Below are 21,269 nucleotides of genomic sequence, written 5' to 3' on the forward strand. Positions count from 1 at the left end.
CGGTGACCGCCCATCTTGCCCGGAGCCAACGAGCCCGTCGTGCGATAACGTTGCGACCACTTTACCGCCGAGGACACCGCGACCCCAAACCGCGTGGCCGCAGATCGGCAGCTCTCGCCGGCTTCGATCGCACCAACGACCCGCTGGCGAAGATCATGCGAAAGAGGTGCTGTCATCCGATGCCGGCCTCCCATCCAGTCAGCATCTTGAATCACACATCAGCCGCGATCGGAACCACAAGTCGATTCCGATAAAACCCGAAACGCTCTAGCCATCCGCGATGTTACGTTATAACAGTTCCCGCAGATGACCGGTTCCGATCCCATGCTGCAGCCCACATCCCCTTCGCCAGACCTTCGCCCGTCCGCGCTTCGCCGATCCGCGTGGCAGCGTCTGGCCTTCGTCGCCGTTCCCATTCTCGTTCTCTGGGGCCTCGTGGCTCTCGTTCTGTGGGCTTGAAGGCGATGACCGCATCCGTTTCCCTTCACGACCTGACCCTTGCCTATCACCGGCATCCGGCGGTCCATCACGTTTCCGGCCGCTTCGCCTCGGGCTCGCTGACGGCGATCGTCGGGCCGAACGGCGCGGGGAAATCGACGCTGCTGAAAGGCCTGATGGGCATCGTGCCGGTGTCCGAGGGAAAGATCGAACTCGACGGCATTTCCCGGCGCGACGTCGCCTATCTTCCGCAAAGCGCCGAGATCGACCGCAGCTTTCCGATCGACGTGGTGGATCTCGTTTCGCTCGGCGCCTGGCGCAAGGTCGGCTTCCTTGGGCGGGTCACGGGCAAGCATCTGGAGCGCGTCTTCGAGGCGATCCGCGCCGTCGGGCTCGAAGGCTTCGAGCGCCGCACGATCGGCTCGCTGTCCGGCGGCCAGTTGCAGCGCGCCCTCTTCGCACGGATGCTGGTGCAGGACGCCAAGCTCCTGCTTCTCGACGAGCCGTTCACCGCGATCGACGCGCGTACCACGGCGGACCTCCTGCGTCTCGTGCGCGACTGGAACGCCGAGGGGCGCACGATCGTCGCCGTGCTCCACGATATCGAACTCGTGCGCGAGCATTTTCCGCAAACGCTGCTGATCGCGCGCGAGCTGATCGGTTGGGGTCGCACGGCGGACGTTCTCACCAAGGAGCGTTTGCGCGAAGCGCGCAACCTGTCGGAAAGCTGGGTCGATCCGTTCGAAGGCGCCGCGGCATGACGCTGTTCGATTTCTTCGCCAGCCCCTTTCTGGATTACGGTTTCATGCGCCGGGCCATGGTCGGCTGCGTCGCGCTCTCGCTCGGCGCCTGCCCGCTCGGCGTGCTTCTCGTGCTGCGCCGCATGAGCCTCGTCGGCGATGCCATGTCGCATGCCATCCTGCCCGGCGCGGCGGTGGGCTTCCTGATCGCGGGCTTCTCGCTCTTCGCGATGACGGTCGGCGGCATTCTGACGGGCCTTCTCGTCGCGGGGCTCGCCGGCATCGTGTCGCGCTTCACGCCCCTGCGCGAAGACGCGAGCTTTGCGGCCTTCTATCTGGCCTCGCTCGGCATCGGTGTTCTGCTCGTGTCGGTTCATGGCTCTAGCGTCGATCTCCTGCACGTCCTCTTCGGAACGGTTCTGGGACTGGACGATGCCGCGATCCTTCTGATCGCCGCGATCGCGACGGTCACGCTGGTGCTTCTCGCCTTCCTTTATCGACCACTCGTCGTGGAATGCCTCGACCCGCAATTCCTGCGGGCCGTCGGCGGCGGCGGCGGCTTCGTCCACATGGCCTTCGTGGCGCTGGTCGTGCTCAATCTCGTGGGCGGGTTCCAGGCGCTCGGAACGCTCATGGTGGTCGGCATCATGATGCTGCCTGCCACCGCCAGCCGCTTCTGGTCCGCCAGCGTCACCGGCCAGATGATCGTCGCGGCGGCGATCGGCCTCGTTTCCTCCTATGTCGGGCTTCTGATCTCCTACCATCAGAACCTGCCCGCATCGCCGGCCATCATCCTTTCGGCCAGCGTCATCTACGCGCTGTCGGTCATCGTCGGCCGGATCGACAGCGTCGCGGCGCGCAGCGTGCAGCTCCGCCACCATCACTGAACAAGGCCGTCCCCTTCGAGGACACTTCGATGGTAACTCGCTCTCTTTCCCTCGCCTTGGCGCTTGCCGCCTCCACCCTCGCCTTCTCGCCGGCCATGGCCGAGCCCCTGAAGGTCGTGGCGTCCTTCTCGATCCTCGGCGACATGGTGAAGCAGATCGGCGGCGACGACGTCGCCGTCACCACTTTGGTCGGGCCGGACGGCGACGCCCATGTCTTCGAGCCGACGCCCAAGGATGCCAAAGCGCTCGGCGAGGCCAAGGTCCTGGTCGAGAACGGCCTCGATTTCGAAGGCTGGATGCCCCGCCTCGTGAAGGCGTCCGGGTTTTCCGGCGAGACCATCACCGCCTCCACCGGCGTGAAGCCGCGCGACCTCACGCCGGAGGAGCTGGCGATGGAAGAGGCCGAGGAAGCCCACGATCACAAGGCCGAAGGTCACGCCGAGGCCGATCATGACCACGACCACGATCACGGCCACGATCATGGCGCGGTCGATCCGCACGCCTGGCAGAGCCTGCCGAACGGAGAGATCTACGCCAGGAACATCGCCGACGGGCTCGCCAAGGCGGACCCGGCCCATGCGAAGGAATACCGCGAGCGCGGCGACGCCTATATCGCCGAGATGAAGGCTCTGGACACGAAGATCCGCGCCGAGATCGATCAGGTGCCGGAGCAGCAGCGCTTGATCGTCACCTCGCACGACGCCTTCGGCTATTTCGGCCAGGCCTACGGCATCCGCTTCATCGCCCCGCAGGGCGTCTCGACGGAGTCGGAAGCCTCGGCACGGGATGTCGCCGAGATCATCGACCAGATCCGCAAGCAGAACATCCGTGCCGTCTTCGTGGAAAACATCTCCGATCCCCGCCTGATCGACCAGATCAGCCGCGAAACCGACGCCAAGGTCGGCGGCGCCCTGTTCTCGGACGCGCTGTCACCCGCCGGTGGCCCGGCGCCCACCTATCTGGACATGTTCCGCAACAATGCCGACGAGATCGTCAAGGCTTTGAAGACGAGCTGAGGTCAGCCGAGCGATCCGGCCGGGCCTTGGCTCAGCCGGATCGCGAAACGAAATCAGCCGCAGACGCCGCGGTCGATGAAGACCGAGGACACGCTGCCCGCCACGCGGTAGCGATATTCCACCGCCGAGACCTGACGCGAGCGCAGCGCGCTCTTCCACATCTGGCAGCGCGTCGCGTCCTTGCGATTGCGCCAGGCATCCATGCCGACCCGCGCGTCCGCCAGAAGCTGGAGCGTGACGACGCGGCCGTCGAAGGTCACTTCTTCCAGAAGGCTGCCGTCGCCCTGGTCGGCGGGCAATGTTTCCTGAAGAGCCGAAATCCGATGCTGGATATCGGTCGCGCCACGCGCGAAGGGGATCACGTCGATCCGGTCCGACAGAAGCAGCGCCGCTGTCCCACAGAGACCGGCGACGCCGGCAATTTGCATTCTACGGTCACGAAACGCTTGCATCGACGCCTCCGCTCACCTGCCAGGGATCGAAGGCTTTTACTTCGGGATTGTTGCAGCGCGGTGAAAAAACCTTTCGCGTCGCCGCTACGGAAGCGGGTCTTCCACCGATTTCTGCGCGCCGGCCCGGCTCATCTGCGTTTGGCGCATCCGCAAGGCGCTGGCGCGCTCGGGCGTCAGCCGATCGATGCAGTGCGGGCAGGAGACGCCGGGCTCGAAAGCCGAATCAGCCTGCTCCTCCACCGTCACGGGCGAGCCGCAGCCAAAGCACCGCCCCCACTCCGCCGTCTGCTTGAGTTCGTGGCCGACGGCGGTGCGTCCGTCGAAGACGTAGCATTCGCCCGACCAGCGGCTCTCCTCGGCCGGCACATCCTCGAGATATTGGAGAATGCCGCCCTTCAGATGAAACACCTCCTCGAACCCATGCGCGAGCATGAAGCTCGACGCCTTCTCGCAGCGAATGCCGCCGGTGCAGAACATCGCGACCTTGGGCTGACGCGCCGGATCGAGGCGCTCCTTCACGAAGTCCTTGAACTCGGTGAAGCTGTCGATCTCCGGATCGACGGCGTTCTCGAACGTGCCGACACGGGTCTCGTAGCGATTGCGCGTGTCGATGACGAGAACGTCGGGGTCCGCCAGAAGGGCGTTCCAGTCCTTCGGCTCGACATAGGTCCCGACCTGCCGCGTCGGGTCCGCTTCCGGCGCGCGCATCGTGATGATCTCGGGGCGAATGCGGACCTTCAACCGCGCGAAAGGCCGCTCGCGCGCGGTCGAGAACTTCACCTCGCCCTTGCGCACGTTCAGCGTCCGGTCGAGCTCGTCCACCAGCTCGCCGATCGCCGCGTCCGGCCCGGCGACGGTGCCGTTGATGCCCTCGCTCGCCAGAAGCAGCGTGCCGAAGATGCCGCGCGTCTCGGCAAATTCGAACAGATGGGCGCGCAGCGCGGCCAGATCGGGAATGGCGACGAAACGGTAGAGGGCGACGATGGTCCAGGTCATGCTGCCCTATACCGCCTGGGCCGGCGCGTATCAAACGCGGCTTGACTTGGCTTCGGGAACGACCGAACTCCTGACGCCATGAGCCTCGATCTCGACACGACCTTCCGGCCCGAACCCGAGCAACCCGACGAAGTCGCGCCGGGCGTCTTCCGATTGACCGCTTCGAACAGCGGTCCGATGACCTTCACCGGCACCAACACCTATCTCCTTGGGAAGGATCGTGTCGTCGTCATCGACCCCGGTCCGGAGGACGAGCGCCATCTCGAGGCGATCCTGCGCGCCATCGGCGGGCGGCCGGTCGAGGCCATTCTCGCGACGCACACCCATCTCGACCACACGGGCCTTTGCGCCGCGCTGAAGCGCGCCACCGGCGCGCCGCTCGTCGCCGAAGGGCCGCACCGAACCTCGCGGCCTCTGGCGCCCGGCGAGGTCAATCTGCTCGACGCCGCCGCCGACCATGCGTTCCAGCCCGACATCGTGCTCGGCGACGGCGAGGCGCTGGAGACGGCGGCGGGTCGCATCCTCGGCATCGCGACGCCCGGACACACGGCCAATCACATGGCCTATGCGCTGGAAGGACAGGGCGTCCTCTTCTCGGGCGATCATGTCATGGCGTGGTCGACCACGATCGTCGCCCCGCCGGACGGCCGCATGGCCGATTACATGGTCTCGCTCGACAAGCTCATGGGACGCACGGAAACGCTCTACCTTCCCGGCCATGGCGGCCCGGTGGAGCGGCCGGCCGCCTTCCTGCGAGCGATGCGCACGCATCGGCGGATGCGCGAACAGGCCATCCTGGAGCGCGTCCGCGCCGGGGATCGGCTCGTCTCGGAGATGGTCGCGGCGATCTATCGCACGACGCCCAAAGCCCTGCACGGCGCGGCGGCCCTGTCGGTTCTGGCGCATCTGGAAGACCTGTGCGAACGCGGGTTCCTCCGCGCGCCGCAGGGCGTCGATCTCGAGACCCGCTTCGAGCCGGCCTGACGCCGGCGCTCAGCTGTCCGGCGTGATGCCTTCCTCGATCTTCATCGCCTCGTCCAGCCGGTTCAGGAAGCCCTGGATGAGCCGCCGGTTTTGGCCGAGATCGCGCTCCAGATTGCGCGAGACCGAGCGCATGTCGACATAGGTCGTGCCGTCCGTTTCAACGATGCGGATCGTCGCGTCGCTCGGAAAACCGAAGAGCGGAACGTAGCCGACGGCCCGAATGGTATAGTCGTCGGAGTCGAGATCGGCATAGGGATCGTCGCTCGTCTCGTCTTCGTCCTCGTCGAGATTCAGCGAGTCGCGCAGCGTTGGGATCGGAACCGTGACCGTGCCGGAGACGCCGAGATCCGGCCCCTGCGGGCGCAGCATCTCGGGCGTCTGCACATCGACCAGCGTCATGCCGCTCTTTTCGAGGGCCGCGCGGGCCGCCTGATAAACGGTCGAGGCGGTCGCCTGGAAATTGCGGCCGACGAGGACTCCGTCGAGCGTCGAGATCGGCGCAACGGGCGCAGCGGTTTCGGCGAGGGCCTGCCGCATCCCGGTCGTCTCGGCGAAATGGCCGTTCGGATATTTCGAGAAGAGATAGGCCGCGCCCAGAAACGGAATGGCGGCGATGCAGCCCGCCATCAAGGCGGCGACGGCCCGGCCCCCGCCCCGCGCGCCGCCCCGCCAGATCAGGAGAATGGCAAAGAGCGCCAGGAGAAGGCCGAGCGCGGCGATGCCGCCGGCCAGAAGCAGCGACAGCGACAAGGCCGCCTGATCGAGCACGTGAAGCCGGAAGAAGGCGACGGAAATCGGCAGCAGCGCCAGCGCGAAGATCGACAGGTTCCAGGCCCAGGTCGCGCTTCGGCTTCGCCGCGTCAGATAATGTCCCGCCACCTCGCCGCCCCTGTGCGCTGCTCTGTCCCGCAAGTGCTAGCAGATGCGGGACAGAGGCGACAGTTCAAGTCAGCGCTTCGGCACTCGGCAGACGATAGTTCGCAAAGCTCTTGCGCAGTTCCATCTTCTGGATCTTGCCCGTCGCGGTGTGTGGGATCGCCTCCACGAAGGCGACGTCATCGGGCATCCACCAGCGCGCGACACGCCCTTCGAGATAGGTCAGCATCGCCTCGCGGGTCAGCGACGCCCCTTCGCGCGGCACGACGACGAGAAGCGGCCGTTCGTCCCATTTGGGATGGGGCACGCCGATCACCGCCGCCTCGGCCACGTCGGGATGTCCGACCGCGAGATTTTCCAGCTCGATGGTCGAAATCCATTCGCCGCCCGACTTGATGACGTCCTTCGCCCTGTCGGTGATCTGCATCGTGCCTTGAGGGTCGATATGGGCGACATCACCCGTGTCGAACCAGCCCTCCGGCCCGAACGCTTCCGCGCCGGCGCCCTTGTAATAGGCCGAGGACACGGCCGGGCCGCGCACCTTCAGCCGGCCGAAGCTGCGTCCGTCGCCCGGCAGTTCCCGGTTCTCGTCGTCGGTCACCTTCATCTCGACGCCGAAGGGAACGCGGCCCTGCTTCTCCTTGAGGCGATAGAGCGCGTCGTCGTCCAGCCCGTCCCAATCGGGCGTCGGCACGTTCAGCGTGCCGAGCGGGCTCATCTCGGTCATGCCCCAGGCATGGACCACCTCCACGCCGTAGCGCTTCTCGAAGGCCTCGCAGACGACGCGCGGACAGGCCGCCCCGCCGATCACGACGCGCTTGAGATCGGGCACCGTCGCGCCGCTCGACTGGAGATGCTGGAGAAGCATCATCCAGACGGTGGGCACCGCCGCGCTGAAGCTCACGCGCTCGGCGCTCAGGAGTTCGTGGATCGACGCGCCGTCCATCTTGGGACCGGGCATGATCATCGCCGCGCCGACCATCGGGCAGGAAAAGGCGATGCCCCAGCCATTGGCGTGGAACAGCGGCACGACGGGCATGACGCGGTCGCGACTGGACAGGTTCATCGCGTCAGGCTGCGTCGCGATCATGGAATGAAGAACGTTGGAGCGATGGGAGTAGACGACGCCCTTCGGCATTCCCGTCGTGCCCGACGTGTAGCACATGCCGGCGGCGTCCCGCTCGTCCGCCTCCAACCAGGTAAAATCGTCGTCCGCCTCGGCCAGCCATTCCTCGTAGGGCACGACATCGAGCGTCGTCTGCGGCAGATGCGCGGCATCGGTCAGGACGACGATGCGCTTCAGGCTCGGCACGCGCGGCGCGATGGCTTCCAGAAGCGGGATGAAGGTGAGGTCCGCGAAGACGATCTCGTCCTCGGCGTCGTTCATGATCCAGGCGATCTGATCGGGGAACAGGCGCGGATTCAGCGTGTGATAGATCGCGCCAGCGCCGAGAATGCCATACCAGCATTCGAGATGGCGCCAGGTGTTCCAGGCGAGCGTTCCGATTCGCGCGCCCGGCCGGACGCCGTCAGCCTGAAGACGCTTGGCGAGACGCAGCGAGCGCTGGCGGATATCCGCATAGGTGGTCCGATGGATCGGGCCTTCCACCGAGCGCGACACGACCTCGCGCATGCCGTGGTTGCGCGCCGCATGGTCGATGACCTTCGTGCACAGAAGCGGCCATTCCTGCATCAATCCGAGCATCCGAACTCTCCTCCCACTCGCGCCGTTGGCCGGCGTCTGGGAGGTAGAGTTGAGAAGTTCGGCGGGCTTGTCCAGCGCCTCCAAGCCCGCGTCTCATGACGGAGCCGTGAGCGTATCTAGAGCCGGGTGCGGGTCTTCGGTGTCGCAGCCGTGCGCAGCGCGCGCTCGAAGCGGATCGCGGCCTGCGCGGCGGCGAGCCGGGCGATCGGTACGCGGTAGGGCGAGCAGGACACGTAATCGAGCCCGGTGCGCTCGAAGAAGGCGATGGAATTCGGATCGCCCCCCTGCTCGCCGCAGACGCCGAGCGGAATGTCGGGCCGGGTGCGACGCGCCTTCTCGACGCCGAGCGCGATGAGCTCGCCGACACCCTCGATATCGAGCGTCTGGAACGGGTCGCGCTCGATGATTCCCTGCCGCTCATAGGAGGACAGGAAGTTCGCGGCGTCGTCGCGCGAGATGCCGTAGACGGTCTGCGTCAGATCGTTGGTGCCGAAGGAAAAGAAGTCGGCCACTTCGGCGATCGTGTCGGCGCGCACGATGGCGCGCGGCAGTTCGATCATCGTGCCGACCAGATAGGTGATCTCGCGCTTGCGCTCGGCCATGACGAGTTGGGCGACCTCGTCCACCCGCGCCTTCACGAAGTCGAGTTCCTTGCGCAGGCCGACCAGCGGCACCATGATCTCGGGAACGACCGCCTTGCCCTTGCGCTCGCCGGCCTCGATCGCCGCCTCGAAGATCGCGCGCGCCTGCATCTCGACGATCTCGGGATGCGAGATGGCGAGGCGGCAGCCGCGATGGCCGAGCATCGGGTTGAACTCGTGCAGGGCGTCGATCCGCTCGTTGACGACCGCGATGCTGATGCCGAGCGAGGACGCCGTTTCGGCGATCTCCTGATCGCCCTTCGGCAGAAACTCGTGCAAGGGCGGGTCGAGAAGGCGGATCATGACGGGCATTCCGGCCATGATCTCGAACAGTTCGATGAAGTCGGAGCGCTGGATCGGCAGGAGCTTTTCCAGCGCGGCGCGGCGACCGGCTTCGTCGCGGGCAAGGATCATCTCGCGCATCATGGAAATGCGCTCGCCCTCGAAGAACATGTGCTCGGTGCGGCACAATCCGATGCCCTCCGCGCCGAAGGCGCGCGCCGCGCGGGCCTCGGCGGGCGTTTCGGCATTGGTGCGCACGCGCATCCGCCGCGCCCGGTCGGAAAATTCCATCAAGGTCGCGAAATCGCCGGTCAGCGAGGGGCGTTTGAGCTTCGGCGCGCCGGCGATCACCTCGCCCGTCGTTCCGTCGATGGTCAGCCAGTCGCCATGCTGGAGAACGCGGCCAGCCGCCGTCAGCGTCCCCGCTTCGGCATTGACGCGCAGCGCGCCGGCGCCCGTGACGCAAGGCTTGCCGATGCCGCGTGCGACCACGGCCGCATGGCTCGTCGTGCCGCCGCGCACGGTGAGAACGCCTTCGGTGACATGCATTCCATGCACGTCCTCCGGCAGCGTCTCGTTGCGCACGAGAATGGATTTCTTGCCCTCCGCCGCCAGCGCGATGGCCTGTTCGGAGGAAAAGACGATCTGCCCGCTCGCAGCACCCGGCGAGGCCGGCATGCCCTTGCCGATCACGGTGATTTCCTCGCCGCGCTCGATCGTCGGATGGAGAAGCTGGTCGAGCGCCGAGGGCTCGATGCGCAGAAGCGCGTCCTGCTCGCCGATCATCCCCTCGCGCGTCATGGCGACGGCGATGCGAATCCCCTCGGCCACGCTGCGCTTCAGTATGCGCGATTGGAGCAGGAACAGCTCGCCGTCGCCGACCATGAAGTCGAGCTCGCAGGCATCGCCCATATGCTCCTCGATCCGGCGGGCATGCTGGGCCAAGGCGCCGAGATCGGCCGGAAAGAGATCCGTTGCCGTGCTGGCGCCGAGATCGATCGACGGCACCTGCGGCCCGATCTCGTCCCCGCCCCGCCCGCCGAGCACGAACTCGCCGGTGAGGCGCGGCTCGCCGGTCTTGACGTCGCGCGACAGGGCGCGGCCCGTGCCCGATTTCTCGCCGCGCTCGTTGAAGATCATCGCATGGACGGTGACGGCAAGGCCGGCGTTCTCGCCGATCCCATGCACCATGCGGAAGGCCCGCGCGACGGGCCCGCGCCAGCTGGCGAAGCTCGCCTCGACGACGCGGTAAAGCTGTTCGAGCGGCGATTGGGGCATGGCCTCGCCCACTTCGTCCTCGACGAAGGCAAGATAAGCGGCGATCAGCGCCCGCCAGTCAACCAGGGAGTGCGGCTCCGCGCCCTGCCAGCCGGCGCGTTCGCGCTCGGCATCGGCGACATCGTCGAACTCGCCGGGGTCCATGCTGTAGACGAGCGCGCAATAGCTCTCGATGAAGCGCCGGTAGCAGCGGAAGGCGAAGCCGAGATCGCCGAGTTCACCGGCAAGACGCTCCACGGTCCGGTTGTTCAGGCCGATGTCGAGAACGGTGTCGGCAAGACCCGGCATGATGGCGCGAGCGCTCGTACGAACCGCCAGAAGCAGCGGCTTGTCGGCTCCGTCGAAGAGACGGCCGGTCACCCCTTCCAGCCATTCGATCGCGGCCAGCGTCTCGTTGCGCAGCGCGGGCGGCAGGTCCGGGCCGGCGACCGCCTCGCGCCAGGCGGTGGTGGAGATGGTGAAGCCCGGCGGCACGGGCAGATCCAACGACGCCAGGAGCGCGAGATTGGCGCCCTTCAGGCCAAGCGCCTCCGTCGCATCGGCCGTGCGATCGGCTGCGCCCTTTCGGAAGGTGAACAGTCTCTTGGCCATCGGATATCTTGGCACCCCGGCGCGGCACGGTCGCCGCGATCGCTACGGAACGCCGACCTTACGCAAATGCGGACGCCGCGCCAATGCTGCAACGCGGCATCCTGTCTCGATTCCCGCAACCGGCGTTCGATTCCGGCGCGAAAACGCCGTTTCCTACTTCGGCAGGTGCTTTTCGATGATGGCGGCCATCTCGTCGGCGGACATCGCGCCGGCATATTTCTCGCCATTGATGAAGAAGGTCGGCGTGGCGGAGACGCCGAACTCCTCCTGCCCCGCCTTCTGTACGGCGACGACCTTGCCCTGAAGCTCGGTGTTCTGCAGGCAGGCGCGGAACTGGTCCTCGCTCATGCCGGCGAGCTGGGCGATCTTGAGAAGCGCGACGGAGGCGTTCTCGGCACCGGCCCAATCGCGCTGCTGATCGAAGAGGACGTCCACCATGGCCGTGCGGCGCTCGTCGCCCACGCAGCGCGCCAGCATGAAAGCGGCCATCGCGCGCGGATCGAACGGAAACTCACGCAGGATCAGCTTGGCCTTTCCGGTGTCGAGATAGTCCTTCTTGATCGCCGGATAGCTTTCCGAGTGGAAGTCCCGGCAATGCGAGCAGGTCATCGAGGCGTACTCGACGATCGTCACCGGCGCGTCGGCCTTGCCGACGATGACGTCGGGCAGCGCTTGCGGGCTCATGAGCTTCGACACGTCGACCGTGCCTTCCGGCGCGGGCACCGTGGCGGCGGACGGGTTGGTGGCGCGCGCGGCCGGCTCGCTCGTGGCCGGGGCGGAGGTCGCGGCCGGAGCGGTCTCGGCCGGCGTTGCGGTCTGGCTCCAGGCCGCGCCCGTCGCACCGATCGCCAGAAGCGCCGTTGCGGCGAGAAGGGCCGTGCCCCGGCGCAGCTTCGCACCGCTGGCGGACAGGCGGTTCGTGTCGTTCGGATGGGTCATGGTCTGAACTCGGCCCTTTGCGCAGGAAGCCCCGATGGCTTCAACCGAGCCCGACCTAGCGTAGCGAATGTGGCAAATCCAACACTTCAACGGGTCGGAACCCGCAAAAGCGCGTCAGAATCGCGAATTAGCCGCCGTTTCGCTCGCGCTCTGCGGCGTTGCGCCCGAGCACGGCCTCACCGAACCGCTCCAGGGCGGCGCGCAGGCGCGGGCTCTCGATTCGCGAGGTCGCTTCGGAAATCGCCCGTCGGTCGCGCGGCGTCAGGGGCTTCACCGGCACCTTGCGCGTCGGCCGAACGGTTTGAACCGGGCGTTGGACGATCTTCAACCGGGCGACGGCAGGATAGCCGAAATAGGCGTTCACCCGGCCGATCAGCTCGCGCGACTCGTGCTGCAAGCGAAGCACGAAAGCGCCCTCGCAGGCGACCACGAGCGTCGCCTGATCGAACGGATCGTTCTCGCTGCGCCGAGGCGGCCAGATCAGCTTTTCCGGGCGGGAGCCTTCCTGAAGGCGCAGGCCCGCGATTTCCGGCCAGGAGGACAGGAGGCCGGAGGTCATGCCCGCCTTTCGCGCGACGATCGGATCGACCAGATCGGATACGAGATCGCTGAGCGGGCGCGGTCCGCGCGGGGGTTTACGGCCCTGTGGCTTGTCGTCGCTTCTGTCCTCGCTCATCCGCGCGCCCTTGCTCCTGCGCCCGTGCCCGCTCTGCAAAGCGAGGCGACGAGCCCGCCCATCGTGCCGAACAACGCGATCAGCGTCCACTCGTTCAGAAGGACGCCATGGAAGGAGCCGAAGGTGAGAAGAAAGCCGACGAGAAGCAGCGCGGCTTCGCGAAGCGTCCGCTCCCGCGTGCGGCGAAACACGGTGGCGAGGAAGGCGACGAAAACCGAGAGCATCAGCGCGAGCCCGATGACGCCGCTCGAGATCGTCTCGTCCAGAATGAAATTGTGGAGGTGCTGGTAGTAGGTGACCATGAAGCCGTTGGCGCCCGCCTTCTCGCCCGCCGCTTCCATCTTGTGCGTGCCGCCGACGCCGAGGAGCGAATGCTCGCGGATCACCGCCCATGCCGATGTCCACATGACCAGCCGCGCATCCACCGAGCCGGCGGCCCGGCCCGTCGCCTCGAAGTTCCGCAGCTCGTTGACGCCGCTCTCATAGCGCTGGCCGATGATCTGCGCGGTCGGATAGGCGATCACGGCAAGCCCGAGGAGCGAAAGCGCGATCACGCGTTTCGACGGTCGCCCCACCCCTCGGCCGAACAGGCGAAGGAGATCGACCAGCGCGGCGAGCGCGATCACCACGAAGGCCGCGCGCGTGCCGGACAGGAGGATCGGGACGGCGCTGAGATAGGTCCAGGCCGCGCCGTTCGGCAGCCAGCGTGGTGGGCTGCGCGCGGGCAGGCGCGCAGCGATGCCGATCACGCCGGCGACGAAGGCGAAAAGCGCCTCGTTCGCGCCAAGGCCGACGCGCCCGTCCGACAAGACGGAGTCGATCGGGGCGGCGACGAGCAGGGCCAGGAGCGCGAGCCGCGCGCCGATCGCCAGAGCGTCGAGGGGGCGGCGCACCAGGCACAGGCCCGCCGGCACGAAGGCCATGCCGAGTTCGATCGCTGCATAGGACAGGACGCGGTTTCCCGCCAAAGGCTCGCCGCGCAGGAGGCTGAGGCCGATCTGCCAGAGCGCCCAGGCGACGAGCATCGTGCCATAGAGCGTCCAGCTTCGCCGCGCCGCGCGATGACGCGCGAGCGCCAGATACAGCCCGCAGAGTGCGAACAGGAGAAAGACGACCTTGCCGACCCCGATCATCAGACCGAGGAGCAGGATGCCCGCGCTCAAGACCAGCGGATCGATCCGCCGACGCTTGAGGAGAAGGGAGCGAAGCGAGGTCACGCGCCGGTCCTCGGCAGACGCGCCGTGCGGGCGATGCGCCGCGCGAGATCGCCGGCCCGGAAGAGAAGCGTCGGCCAACGCCGCCAGGCAGGCAGCTTCATCGCGCCGTAGCGACGGCTTTCCTGCGTGAGGCTGGTTTTCGAAAGGACGCCGAAGGCGACGAGATCGGGCCAGATGTCGAGCGCGCGCACGCCCGTCGCCCAGCCGCGCTCCAGCGCGACATCGTAGGGCAGGCGCATCGGCAGCATCGCGTCCGCCAGCCGCCCCGCCGCCTCGCGCCGGACGATATAGGCCGCCGCGCTGCCGGTCGGGCCGAGATAGGTGGCGCAGAGTTCGCGCCCATGCGCCAGCTGGCGCAAGGTCTTGCGCTTCACCTGCCGATGATGGGCGAAGCGCACCAGATCCCAGTCGTCGGCCTCGCCGAGCGAATCCAGAACCGGCAGAAGGTCGGGAAGCGGGCGAACGTCGTCCTCGAACACGACGCCGGCTTCGGCCTCGCCCGCCGCGATGCGACGTAGCGCCGCGACATGGCTGACATAGCAGCCATATTCGCCGGGCATCGGGCGTTTTCCGTGATCGCGCAGGAAGCCCGGCCGATCGAGCGCCGTTTGATCGGCCTCCGCGACGGTCTTTCCATCCACGGCCGGGACCCGTATCAGATCGACGCCGAGCGCCGCCGCCTCGCTCTGGATGGCGGCAAGGCGTTCGGGCGATCGGTCGAGGTTGATGACGAAGAAGTCGATCTTCACGCACAATTCCCGTTTGGCATGGGCCGCAGGACGTCATCGGACCCGGCAGTTGGTGGGGTCGGATGGACGCCCCACCGCCCGAAGTCAAGCGAGGCACGCGGCATGAGCGCCCTGCCCCCGGTGTCCGATCGGCTTCTCGACTGGTACGATCGGCACGCCCGCACGCTTCCCTGGCGCGTGTCGCCGGCGGATCGCGCGCGCGGCGTCCGGCCGGACCCGTATCGCGTTTGGCTCTCGGAGGTCATGCTGCAGCAGACCACGGTCGCGGCGGTGAAGAGCTATTTCGCGGCCTTCACCACGCGCTGGCCGACGGTGCAGGCCTTGGCGGGCGCCGAGGACGAGGAGGTCATGGGCGCCTGGGCAGGCCTTGGCTATTATGCGAGGGCGCGAAACCTTCTGGCCTGCGCGCGCGAGGTGACCCGCCATCGCAACGGCCGCTTCCCCGAAACGGCGGCAGCGCTTCGCGACCTGCCGGGCATCGGCGACTACACGTCCGCCGCCATCGCGTCCATCGCCTTCGACGAGCCGGCGCCGGTGGTGGACGGCAATATCGAGCGCGTCACGACCCGGCGCCATGCGATCGAGACGCCGCTGCCGGCCGCGCGCAAGGCGATCCGCGTGCACGTCGCGGCGATGACGCCGCTCCGGCGCGCGGGCGACTTCGCGCAGGCGATGATGGATCTCGGCGCGACGATCTGCACGCCGCGTTCGCCCTCCTGCATCCTGTGCCCGGTATCGGAGGATTGCGCCGCGCGGATCGAGCGGCGGCAGGAAGAGTTTCCGAAGAAAGCCGCCAAGAAGCCCAAACGCGCCCGGCGCGGCGCCGCCTTCGTGGCGGTCCGACAGAGCGACGGCGCGGTGCTGCTGCGTCGCCGCCCGGCCTCCGGGATGCTCGGCGGCATGGCCGAGCCCTTCACAACCGAGTGGAGCGCCAAGGCCGACGGCGCGACGGGCGCGGGTGCCGCGCCCTTCCGGGCCGACTGGCGGGAAGCGGGCGCCGTCGCCCACGGCTTCACCCATTTCGACCTCGTGCTGGAGGTCTGGCGGGCGGATGTGGCGGACGCCCCGGACGGTTTCGGCCTCTGGGTTCGCGCCGACCGGCTGGACGAGGCGGGGCTTCCGACGTTGATGCGCAAGGCGGTGGAAACCGCCCTGCGCGGCATGGAGAAACAGACGGGGTAAAACCCCGCCCCCTCAGAGCCCGGCTTTGGCGATCGCCTCGCGCACGGTTTGGCGGAAAGCGTCGATCGGGGTGAGGCGCGCGCCCTCGCGCAGATACCAGAAGGTCCAGCCGTTGCAGGCATCGAGCCCCTGCACCCGCGCGCCGATCTTGTGGATCGAGGCCGGCTCGCCCTCGCCCGACCGGATCGTCCCGTCCGCCTGCACATGCGCCACATGCCGGCCCTTGGCGCAGGTCAGCTCCGCGCCCGGCTGCACGAGGCCCATGTCGAGAAGGGCGGCGAAAGGCACGCGCGGCTCGGCCCGCTTGCCGCCGTTGGACGCCAGCGCCGCCGCCGACAGGGGCTCCACTTCCAGAATGCGCTCGGCCGCCGCCTCGATATAGCTGTCCTCGCGCTCGATGCCGACGAAGTGGCGGCCGAGGCGCTTGGCCACCGCGCCGGTCGTGCCGGTGCCGAAGAACGGGTCGAGGATCGTGTCGCCGGGCTTGGTGGAGGACAGGATCACCCGCGCCAGAAGCGCCTCGGGCTTCTGGGTGGGGTGCACCTTGCCGCCGTCCTCGTCGCGCAGCCGCTCCGAGCCCGAGCAGATCGGAAACAGCCAGTCGGACCGCATCTGCGTGTCGTCATTGGCCGCCTTCATGGCATCGTAGTTGAACGTGTAGCTCTTGGCCTCGGACGAGCGGGACGCCCAGATCATCGTCTCGTGCGCGTTCTGGAAGCGACGGCCCCGGAAGTTCGGCATCGGGTTGGTCTTGCGCCAGACGATGTCGTTCAGCATCCAGAAGCCGAGATCCTGCATGATCGCGCCGACGCGGAAGATGTTGTGGTAGGAGCCGATCACCCAGATCGTGCCATTGGGCTTCAGGAGCCGACGGGCCGCCAGCAGCCAGGCCCGCGTGAAGGCGTCATAGGCCTCGAAGCTCTCGAAGCGGTCCCAGTCCTCGTTGACGGCATCGACGCGCGACTGGTCGGGCCGGGTCAGATCGCCGCCGAGCTGGAGGTTATAGGGCGGGTCGGCGAAGATCGCGTCGACGCTGCCGGCGGGCAGCATCGCCATGCGGGACACGCAGTCGCCCTTGATAATCGTGTCGAGCCATTCGGGCTTGGCCTGCGCCTCGCCAGGAGCCCCAGGGGCGACGAGCGGCACTGACGCGCTTCCCGCTCCGCCCGCCACCGAACGAGAGACCCGGACCGCTGCAGCTCCAGCCATGGCGCACACCCACTCAAACACCCAACACAAGCCGCGAACCCAAGCCGCGACCTTTCCCCAACATGGTTACCGAAGAGGGTTAATAGCGGGTGAAGCGCCGGGCGGATTGGCCATCCGGCGCCCGCCATGCTAGGTCCGCCGGACGTTCGACGACCGTCCGACGCAGCCGAGCCGAGCGTTCGGCGGGATGGTCCCAACGACGCACGGCGCCTTCGATGCCGACGGCGTTTCTCCCGGTGCCCGGCACGCTCCTGAAAGGCAGTCTCGATGGCTCTTTCCCTGATCCTGTTCGATTGCGACGGCGTTCTCGTCGATTCGGAAATCATTTCCGCCAAGGTCGACGCGGCGCTTCTGAAGGAACTCGGCTACGAGATTTCGGCCGGCGAGGTCGCCGAGCGCTTCGCCGGCCTGACGCAGGATCGCATCCTGGAGCTTCTGACGGCGGAGGCCGGGATCCGCTTTCCGGAAGATTATGCCGAGCGCCAGAAGGTCGAACTCGACCGGCGTCTTGCCGCCGAGATCACCGAGATTCCAGGCGTCCACGACATGCTGGACCGGCTCGACCTGCCGCGCGCTATCTGCTCGAACTCCTCGTCCGAACGGCTGAAGATCGTTCTCGAACCGACCCGCCTCTGGGACCGGTTCCGCCCCTATGTCTATGCGTCGCGCGAGGTCGGCACCAAGCGGCCGAAGCCCGCGCCGGACGTCTATCTCTACGGGTGCCGCCAGTTCGACGCCGAACCGCGCCAGACCGTGGTTCTGGAGGATTCGGTCCATGGCGTCGCGGCGGCCGTCGCCGCCGGTTGCCGCGTGGTCGGCTTCACCGGCGGCCAGCACAGCTATGCTGGGCACGGTCATGCCCTCGCCGAAGCCGGCGCGGAAACGGTCATCCGCAAATTGTCGGAATTTCCCGCCGTCGTGGAGGCGCTGTCGAGCTGGGAGGAGGCCTGAGGGCCGCCTCCCCGGCCTCTAGCGGCGGCTGGCCGTCTTGGCCGCGCCGCCCGTGGGGGCCGGCCCTTCGTCGAACCCGGCATAAATCGTGAGATTGCGCCCCACGGGGACCGCGAAGCGGATGGCCCGATCGACATAGGAGAAGTTGATCGCGCCGCCGTTGGAATCCAGAAGCACGCCCTGCTGCCCGAGCTGGCTGTAGACCACCTTGCCATTGTCCACGATCGCGACGCGCACCGGCAGATTGACCGTTCCACCCTTCGAGACCGGCCCCGGCACGACGCGGCCGGACACGCCGACTTCCATCAGATACTCGCCGTCGCGCTCGCGGCAGGAACGCGTCGTGCCGGTGATCGAGGCGACATAGTCGATCGAATCCCCGGCGCCCTTGCGCAGGATCGCCGTTCCCTCACGTAGTGCCACCTGCGGGCAATAATCGGGAACCTTGCCCGCGCTGGCGACCTGCGAGGGCGAGGCCGGAAGGCTGACATTGGCGGCCGGCGCAGGGGCCAGTCCACCGCCGGACGTGGAGCAGCCGGCGACGCCGAAGGCCGCCAACGAAACGAGAAGCAGATGAGGGACGGGTCTGCGTGTCGACATATGCATCGGCCGGTTCTTCCCATAGGATGGTCGCTCGGTCTATATCAGGCACCCAGCCGAGTTGCGACCAATCTCGGCATGGAACGGGCGCGCGTCCCGACCTGCCGGAACGAGTGGCCCGAAAGGGCCGACGGGAGTCATCTTTGAGATATGTGAGTTCGCGGGGCGACGCTCCGACCCTTGGTTTTGCGGATGTCCTCCTGGCAGGCCTCGCGACGGATGGCGGCCTCTACGTTCCGGAAACCTGGCCGACGCTTTCGCCCGAGACGATCGCCTCCTTCGCCGGTCGTCCCTATGCCGACGTCGCGCTGGACATCCTCTCGCCCTTCGTGGGCGACGACATCGCTCCGGCCGATCTCGAGCGCATGGTGCGCGAGGCCTATGCGACCTTCCGCCACCCGGCGGTGGCGCCGCTGGTTCAGATCGGCGACCGGCATTTCGTGCTCGAACTCTTCCATGGTCCGACGCTCGCCTTCAAGGACGTCGCCATGCAGCTCCTGTCGCGGCTGATGGACCATGTCCTCGCCAAGCGCGAGCGGCGCGCGACGATCGTCGGCGCGACCTCGGGCGACACGGGCGGCGCGGCGATCGCGGCCTTCGCCGGCAGCTCGCGCACGGACATGTTCATTCTCTTCCCCAAGGGCCGCGTGTCGCCTGTCCAGCAGCGGCAGATGACGACGGCGGGCATGGACAATGTCCATGCCGTCGCGGTCGAGGGCACGTTCGACGACTGCCAGGCGCTCGTGAAGGCGATGTTCAACGACGCGCCCTTCCGCGCCGAATCCGCGCTGTCGGGCGTCAATTCGATCAACTGGGCCCGCATCATGGCCCAGATCGTCTATTACTTCACCGCCGCCGCCAGCGTCGGCGCGCCGCGTCGGCCGGTGTCCTTCACCGTGCCCACCGGCAATTTCGGCGACATCTTCGCCGGCTATGCCGCCAAGCGCATGGGCCTGCCGGTCGAGCGTCTGGTGATCGCGACCAACCAGAACGACATTCTGGAGCGCACGCTCCAGACCGGCCGCTACGAGATGGAAGGCGTCCACGCCACGATGTCCCCGTCCATGGACATCGAGATCTCCTCGAATTTCGAGCGCCTCCTGTTCGAGACGAGCGGACGCGACGCGGCCACCGTCCGCCGTCTGATGCAGCAGCTCCAGCAGTCGCGCGCCTTCACCCTCCCCGAGGAAATGATCGCCGCGATCCGTTCCGAGTTCGACGCCGGTCGCACCGACGAGACCGGAACGGCCGAGACGATCCGATCCTATCTCGGCACGACGGCCTATCTTCTCGACCCGCACACGGCGGTCGGCGTGTCGGTGGCCGATCGCTTCATGGGCGATGTCGCGATGATCACGCTCGGCACCGCGCATCCCGCGAAGTTCCCGGCCTCCGTGAAGGCGGCCTGCGGCTTCGAGCCGCCGCTGCCGCCGAGCCATGCCGATCTCATGAGCCGCGACGAGCGCTTCGACGTTCTGCCGAACGATCTCGACGCGCTGAAGACCTATATTCGCGAGCGCAGCCGCGCCGTTCGTCACGGGGCCGCCGCATGAGCGTCGAAATCACGCGCCTTTCCAACGGACTGACGGTCGCGACCGAAACCATGCCGACGCTGGAAAGCGCGGCGCTGGGCATCTGGGTCAAGGCCGGGGCGCGTGACGAGACCGAGCGCGAGCACGGCATCGCGCATCTTCTTGAGCACATGGCCTTCAAGGGCACGTCGCGCCGCTCGGCGCGGCAGATCGCCGAGGAGATCGAGGATGTCGGCGGCGAGCTGAACGCCTCGACCAGCGTCGAGACCACGGCCTTCTACGCCCGCGTCATGAAGAACGACGTGCCGCTGGCGCTCGACATTCTCTCCGACATCCTTCTCGATTCGCGCTTCGACGAGGAAGAGCTGGAGCGCGAGCAGCAGGTCGTCCTGCAGGAACTCGGCGCCGCCGAGGACACGCCGGACGACATCGTCTTCGATCATTTCCAGCAATGCGCCTTCGCCGATCAGGTGATCGGCCGTCCGATCCTCGGAACCCGCGAAAGCGTGCGCTCCTTCACGCCGGACGATCTGCGCACCTATCTGAAGCGCCATTACGGGCCGGACCGGATGGTGGTCTCGGCCGCCGGCGCGGTGTCGCATCAGGACATCGTGGATCGCGTGTCGGCCGCCTTCGGCACCGAAAGCGCCTCCGGCGTCTCCCCGATCGAGCGCGCGCCCGCGCTCTACACGGGCGGCGAGTTCCGCGAAGAGCGCGACCTGTCGGACGCGCAGATGGTGCTCGGCTTCAAGGGCCGGCCCTATTACCAGCGCGATTTCTACGCGGCGCAGGTCCTGTCCATCATCCTGGGCGGCGGCATGTCCTCGCGCCTGTTCCAGGAAGTCCGTGAAACGCGCGGTCTCTGCTACGCGATCTCGGCCTTCCACTGGAGCTTCTCCGACAGCGGCATTTTCGGCGTCCATGCCGCGACCGGCGAGGAAGAGCTGGCCGAGCTCGCGCCCGTCATCGTGGAGCAGCTCGTGCGCGCCGCCGAAGGCATCACCGAGAAGGAGGTCGTGCGCGCCCGCGCGCAGATGCGCTCCAGCCTTCTCATGAGCCAGGAAAGCCCCGCCTCGCGCGCGGGCCAGATCGCCCGTCAGCTCATGTTCAACGGCGCGATCATCTCCAACACCGAGCTTCTGGATCGGCTCGACGCGATTTCCGCCGAGCGACTGGCGAGCCTCGCGGGGGCGACCTTCATCGACGCCGTCCCGACGCTGGCCGCCATCGGCCCGGTGTCGCGCCTGCCGCCCGTCGAAGCGCTGATGCAGGGCGCCGCGCCCGTTCCGTCCGCCCTGGCGCGGACGGCCAACACCAACCGCTGACTC

Annotated in this window: 21 protein-coding genes; 9 read left to right on the forward strand and 12 right to left on the reverse strand. The window is 67.5% G+C overall.

Features of this window, described 5'->3' with window-relative positions; all coding sequences use genetic code 11:
- Nucleotides 1-176 (reverse strand): helix-turn-helix domain-containing protein (locus B146_RS28350; protein WP_155897504.1); only part of this gene is annotated, 176 nt, incomplete at its 3' end.
- A 130-nt stretch (nucleotides 177-306) separates the two neighbouring features.
- Here B146_RS28350 and B146_RS29025 point away from each other — a divergent pair.
- From B146_RS29025 to B146_RS0113640, 4 genes are read left to right on the forward strand one after another with little or no spacing between them, the layout of a single operon-like run.
- Nucleotides 307-459: a hypothetical protein gene (locus tag B146_RS29025; protein ID WP_155897505.1), complete on the forward strand. Its 153-nt coding sequence runs from the start codon at nucleotides 307-309 to the stop codon at nucleotides 457-459.
- Between the two features lie 5 nt (nucleotides 460-464).
- The gene (locus B146_RS0113630; protein WP_019997005.1) at nucleotides 465-1,199 is read left to right on the forward strand and encodes a metal ABC transporter ATP-binding protein; all 735 of its coding nucleotides are present in this window, start codon (nucleotides 465-467) and stop codon (nucleotides 1,197-1,199) included.
- The gene (locus B146_RS0113635; RefSeq protein WP_019997006.1) at nucleotides 1,196-2,065 is read left to right on the forward strand and encodes a metal ABC transporter permease; all 870 of its coding nucleotides are present in this window, start codon (nucleotides 1,196-1,198) and stop codon (nucleotides 2,063-2,065) included. The genes B146_RS0113630 and B146_RS0113635 overlap by 4 nt, the downstream gene beginning before the upstream one ends.
- 29 nt (nucleotides 2,066-2,094) lie before the next feature.
- Nucleotides 2,095-3,081: a metal ABC transporter substrate-binding protein gene (locus tag B146_RS0113640; protein ID WP_026358591.1), complete on the forward strand. Its 987-nt coding sequence runs from the start codon at nucleotides 2,095-2,097 to the stop codon at nucleotides 3,079-3,081.
- A 53-nt stretch (nucleotides 3,082-3,134) separates the two neighbouring features.
- On the opposite strand, the gene B146_RS0113645 is transcribed toward B146_RS0113640, so the two are convergent.
- Together B146_RS0113645 and trhO are read right to left on the reverse strand one after the other, a co-directional pair.
- Nucleotides 3,135-3,509, reverse strand: coding sequence for a hypothetical protein (locus tag B146_RS0113645; protein WP_019997008.1), 375 nt, complete (start codon nucleotides 3,507-3,509; stop codon nucleotides 3,135-3,137).
- Between the two features lie 108 nt (nucleotides 3,510-3,617).
- Nucleotides 3,618-4,529, reverse strand: a complete 912-nt coding sequence (trhO, locus tag B146_RS0113650; protein ID WP_019997009.1) for an oxygen-dependent tRNA uridine(34) hydroxylase TrhO — start codon at nucleotides 4,527-4,529, stop codon at nucleotides 3,618-3,620.
- Nucleotides 4,530-4,607: 78 nt separating this feature from the next.
- Here trhO and B146_RS0113655 point away from each other — a divergent pair, with 78 nt between their 5' ends.
- Nucleotides 4,608-5,513, forward strand: coding sequence for an MBL fold metallo-hydrolase (locus B146_RS0113655; protein WP_019997010.1), 906 nt, complete (start codon nucleotides 4,608-4,610; stop codon nucleotides 5,511-5,513).
- Nucleotides 5,514-5,522: 9 nt separating this feature from the next.
- On the opposite strand, the gene B146_RS0113660 is transcribed toward B146_RS0113655, so the two are convergent.
- The 7 genes from B146_RS0113660 to B146_RS0113690 form a co-directional block, all read right to left on the reverse strand.
- On the reverse strand, nucleotides 5,523-6,392 hold the full coding sequence (locus B146_RS0113660) for a DUF1499 domain-containing protein (RefSeq protein WP_019997011.1): 870 nt from the start codon (nucleotides 6,390-6,392) through the stop codon (nucleotides 5,523-5,525).
- 64 nt (nucleotides 6,393-6,456) lie between these two features.
- Nucleotides 6,457-8,094 carry a long-chain-fatty-acid--CoA ligase gene (locus B146_RS0113665; protein ID WP_019997012.1) on the reverse strand — a complete coding sequence of 546 codons (1,638 nt, stop codon included), beginning with the start codon at nucleotides 8,092-8,094 and terminating at the stop codon, nucleotides 6,457-6,459.
- Nucleotides 8,095-8,210: 116 nt separating this feature from the next.
- The gene (ppdK, locus tag B146_RS0113670; RefSeq protein ID WP_019997013.1) at nucleotides 8,211-10,886 is read right to left on the reverse strand and encodes a pyruvate, phosphate dikinase; all 2,676 of its coding nucleotides are present in this window, start codon (nucleotides 10,884-10,886) and stop codon (nucleotides 8,211-8,213) included.
- Between the two features lie 153 nt (nucleotides 10,887-11,039).
- Nucleotides 11,040-11,825, reverse strand: coding sequence for a DsbA family protein (locus B146_RS26110; RefSeq protein ID WP_019997014.1), 786 nt, complete (start codon nucleotides 11,823-11,825; stop codon nucleotides 11,040-11,042).
- A 127-nt stretch (nucleotides 11,826-11,952) separates the two neighbouring features.
- On the reverse strand, nucleotides 11,953-12,501 hold the full coding sequence (locus tag B146_RS0113680; protein WP_019997015.1) for a DUF721 domain-containing protein: 549 nt from the start codon (nucleotides 12,499-12,501) through the stop codon (nucleotides 11,953-11,955).
- On the reverse strand, nucleotides 12,498-13,718 hold the full coding sequence (locus B146_RS0113685) for an O-antigen ligase family protein (protein WP_019997016.1): 1,221 nt from the start codon (nucleotides 13,716-13,718) through the stop codon (nucleotides 12,498-12,500). The genes B146_RS0113680 and B146_RS0113685 overlap by 4 nt, the downstream gene beginning before the upstream one ends.
- Nucleotides 13,715-14,467 (reverse strand): glycosyltransferase family 25 protein, encoded by a 753-nt coding sequence (locus tag B146_RS0113690; RefSeq protein WP_026358592.1) that lies wholly within the window; start codon nucleotides 14,465-14,467, stop codon nucleotides 13,715-13,717. The genes B146_RS0113685 and B146_RS0113690 overlap by 4 nt, the downstream gene beginning before the upstream one ends.
- Nucleotides 14,468-14,569: 102 nt before the next feature.
- Here B146_RS0113690 and mutY point away from each other — a divergent pair, with 102 nt between their 5' ends.
- Entirely contained in the window at nucleotides 14,570-15,649 is a 1,080-nt protein-coding gene (gene mutY / locus B146_RS0113695) for an A/G-specific adenine glycosylase (protein WP_019997018.1), read from the forward strand.
- A gap of 12 nt (nucleotides 15,650-15,661) precedes the next feature.
- Here the strand turns inward: mutY and B146_RS0113700 are convergent, their stop codons facing one another.
- Nucleotides 15,662-16,795, reverse strand: a complete 1,134-nt coding sequence (locus tag B146_RS0113700) for a site-specific DNA-methyltransferase (protein WP_019997019.1) — start codon at nucleotides 16,793-16,795, stop codon at nucleotides 15,662-15,664.
- Nucleotides 16,796-17,125: 330 nt separating this feature from the next.
- Between B146_RS0113700 and B146_RS0113705 the strand changes: the two genes are divergently transcribed.
- On the forward strand, nucleotides 17,126-17,809 hold the full coding sequence (locus B146_RS0113705) for an HAD family hydrolase (RefSeq protein ID WP_019997020.1): 684 nt from the start codon (nucleotides 17,126-17,128) through the stop codon (nucleotides 17,807-17,809).
- 18 nt (nucleotides 17,810-17,827) lie between these two features.
- Here the strand turns inward: B146_RS0113705 and B146_RS26115 are convergent, their stop codons facing one another.
- Nucleotides 17,828-18,409, reverse strand: a complete 582-nt coding sequence (locus B146_RS26115; RefSeq protein WP_155897506.1) for a PQQ-binding-like beta-propeller repeat protein — start codon at nucleotides 18,407-18,409, stop codon at nucleotides 17,828-17,830.
- A 143-nt stretch (nucleotides 18,410-18,552) separates the two neighbouring features.
- Between B146_RS26115 and thrC the strand changes: the two genes are divergently transcribed.
- Nucleotides 18,553-19,962, forward strand: coding sequence for a threonine synthase (gene thrC, locus B146_RS0113715; protein ID WP_026358593.1), 1,410 nt, complete (start codon nucleotides 18,553-18,555; stop codon nucleotides 19,960-19,962).
- A complete protein-coding gene (locus tag B146_RS0113720) occupies nucleotides 19,959-21,266 on the forward strand; it encodes a M16 family metallopeptidase (protein ID WP_019997023.1) in 1,308 nt (435 codons plus the stop codon). Before thrC ends, B146_RS0113720 begins: the two co-directional genes overlap by 4 nt.
- The last annotated feature ends 3 nt before the right edge of the window (nucleotides 21,267-21,269 follow it).

The sequence above is a fragment of the Aureimonas ureilytica DSM 18598 = NBRC 106430 genome, from assembly GCF_000382705.1.
GTDB lineage: Bacteria > Pseudomonadota > Alphaproteobacteria > Rhizobiales > Rhizobiaceae > Aureimonas > Aureimonas ureilytica.

Bases quoted from the DNA above. Each gene is read 5' to 3' on its own strand.
- B146_RS0113655 (WP_019997010.1), top strand. From the start codon at position 4,608: ATGAGCCTCGATCTCGACACGACCTTCCGGCCCGAACCCGAGCAACCC.
- B146_RS0113635 (WP_019997006.1), top strand. From the start codon at position 1,196: ATGACGCTGTTCGATTTCTTCGCCAGCCCCTTTCTGGATTACGGTTTC.
- B146_RS0113640 (WP_026358591.1), top strand. From the start codon at position 2,095: ATGGTAACTCGCTCTCTTTCCCTCGCCTTGGCGCTTGCCGCCTCCACC.
- B146_RS0113705 (WP_019997020.1), top strand. From the start codon at position 17,126: ATGGCTCTTTCCCTGATCCTGTTCGATTGCGACGGCGTTCTCGTCGAT.
- B146_RS0113680 (WP_019997015.1), bottom strand. From the start codon at position 12,501: ATGAGCGAGGACAGAAGCGACGACAAGCCACAGGGCCGTAAACCCCCG.
- trhO (WP_019997009.1), bottom strand. From the start codon at position 4,529: ATGACCTGGACCATCGTCGCCCTCTACCGTTTCGTCGCCATTCCCGAT.
- B146_RS0113630 (WP_019997005.1), top strand. From the start codon at position 465: ATGACCGCATCCGTTTCCCTTCACGACCTGACCCTTGCCTATCACCGG.
- B146_RS0113645 (WP_019997008.1), bottom strand. From the start codon at position 3,509: ATGCAAATTGCCGGCGTCGCCGGTCTCTGTGGGACAGCGGCGCTGCTT.
- B146_RS0113665 (WP_019997012.1), bottom strand. From the start codon at position 8,094: ATGCTCGGATTGATGCAGGAATGGCCGCTTCTGTGCACGAAGGTCATC.
- B146_RS26115 (WP_155897506.1), bottom strand. From the start codon at position 18,409: ATGTCGACACGCAGACCCGTCCCTCATCTGCTTCTCGTTTCGTTGGCG.
- B146_RS26110 (WP_019997014.1), bottom strand. From the start codon at position 11,825: ATGACCCATCCGAACGACACGAACCGCCTGTCCGCCAGCGGTGCGAAG.
- mutY (WP_019997018.1), top strand. From the start codon at position 14,570: ATGAGCGCCCTGCCCCCGGTGTCCGATCGGCTTCTCGACTGGTACGAT.
- B146_RS0113720 (WP_019997023.1), top strand. From the start codon at position 19,959: ATGAGCGTCGAAATCACGCGCCTTTCCAACGGACTGACGGTCGCGACC.
- ppdK (WP_019997013.1), bottom strand. From the start codon at position 10,886: ATGGCCAAGAGACTGTTCACCTTCCGAAAGGGCGCAGCCGATCGCACG.
- B146_RS29025 (WP_155897505.1), top strand. From the start codon at position 307: ATGACCGGTTCCGATCCCATGCTGCAGCCCACATCCCCTTCGCCAGAC.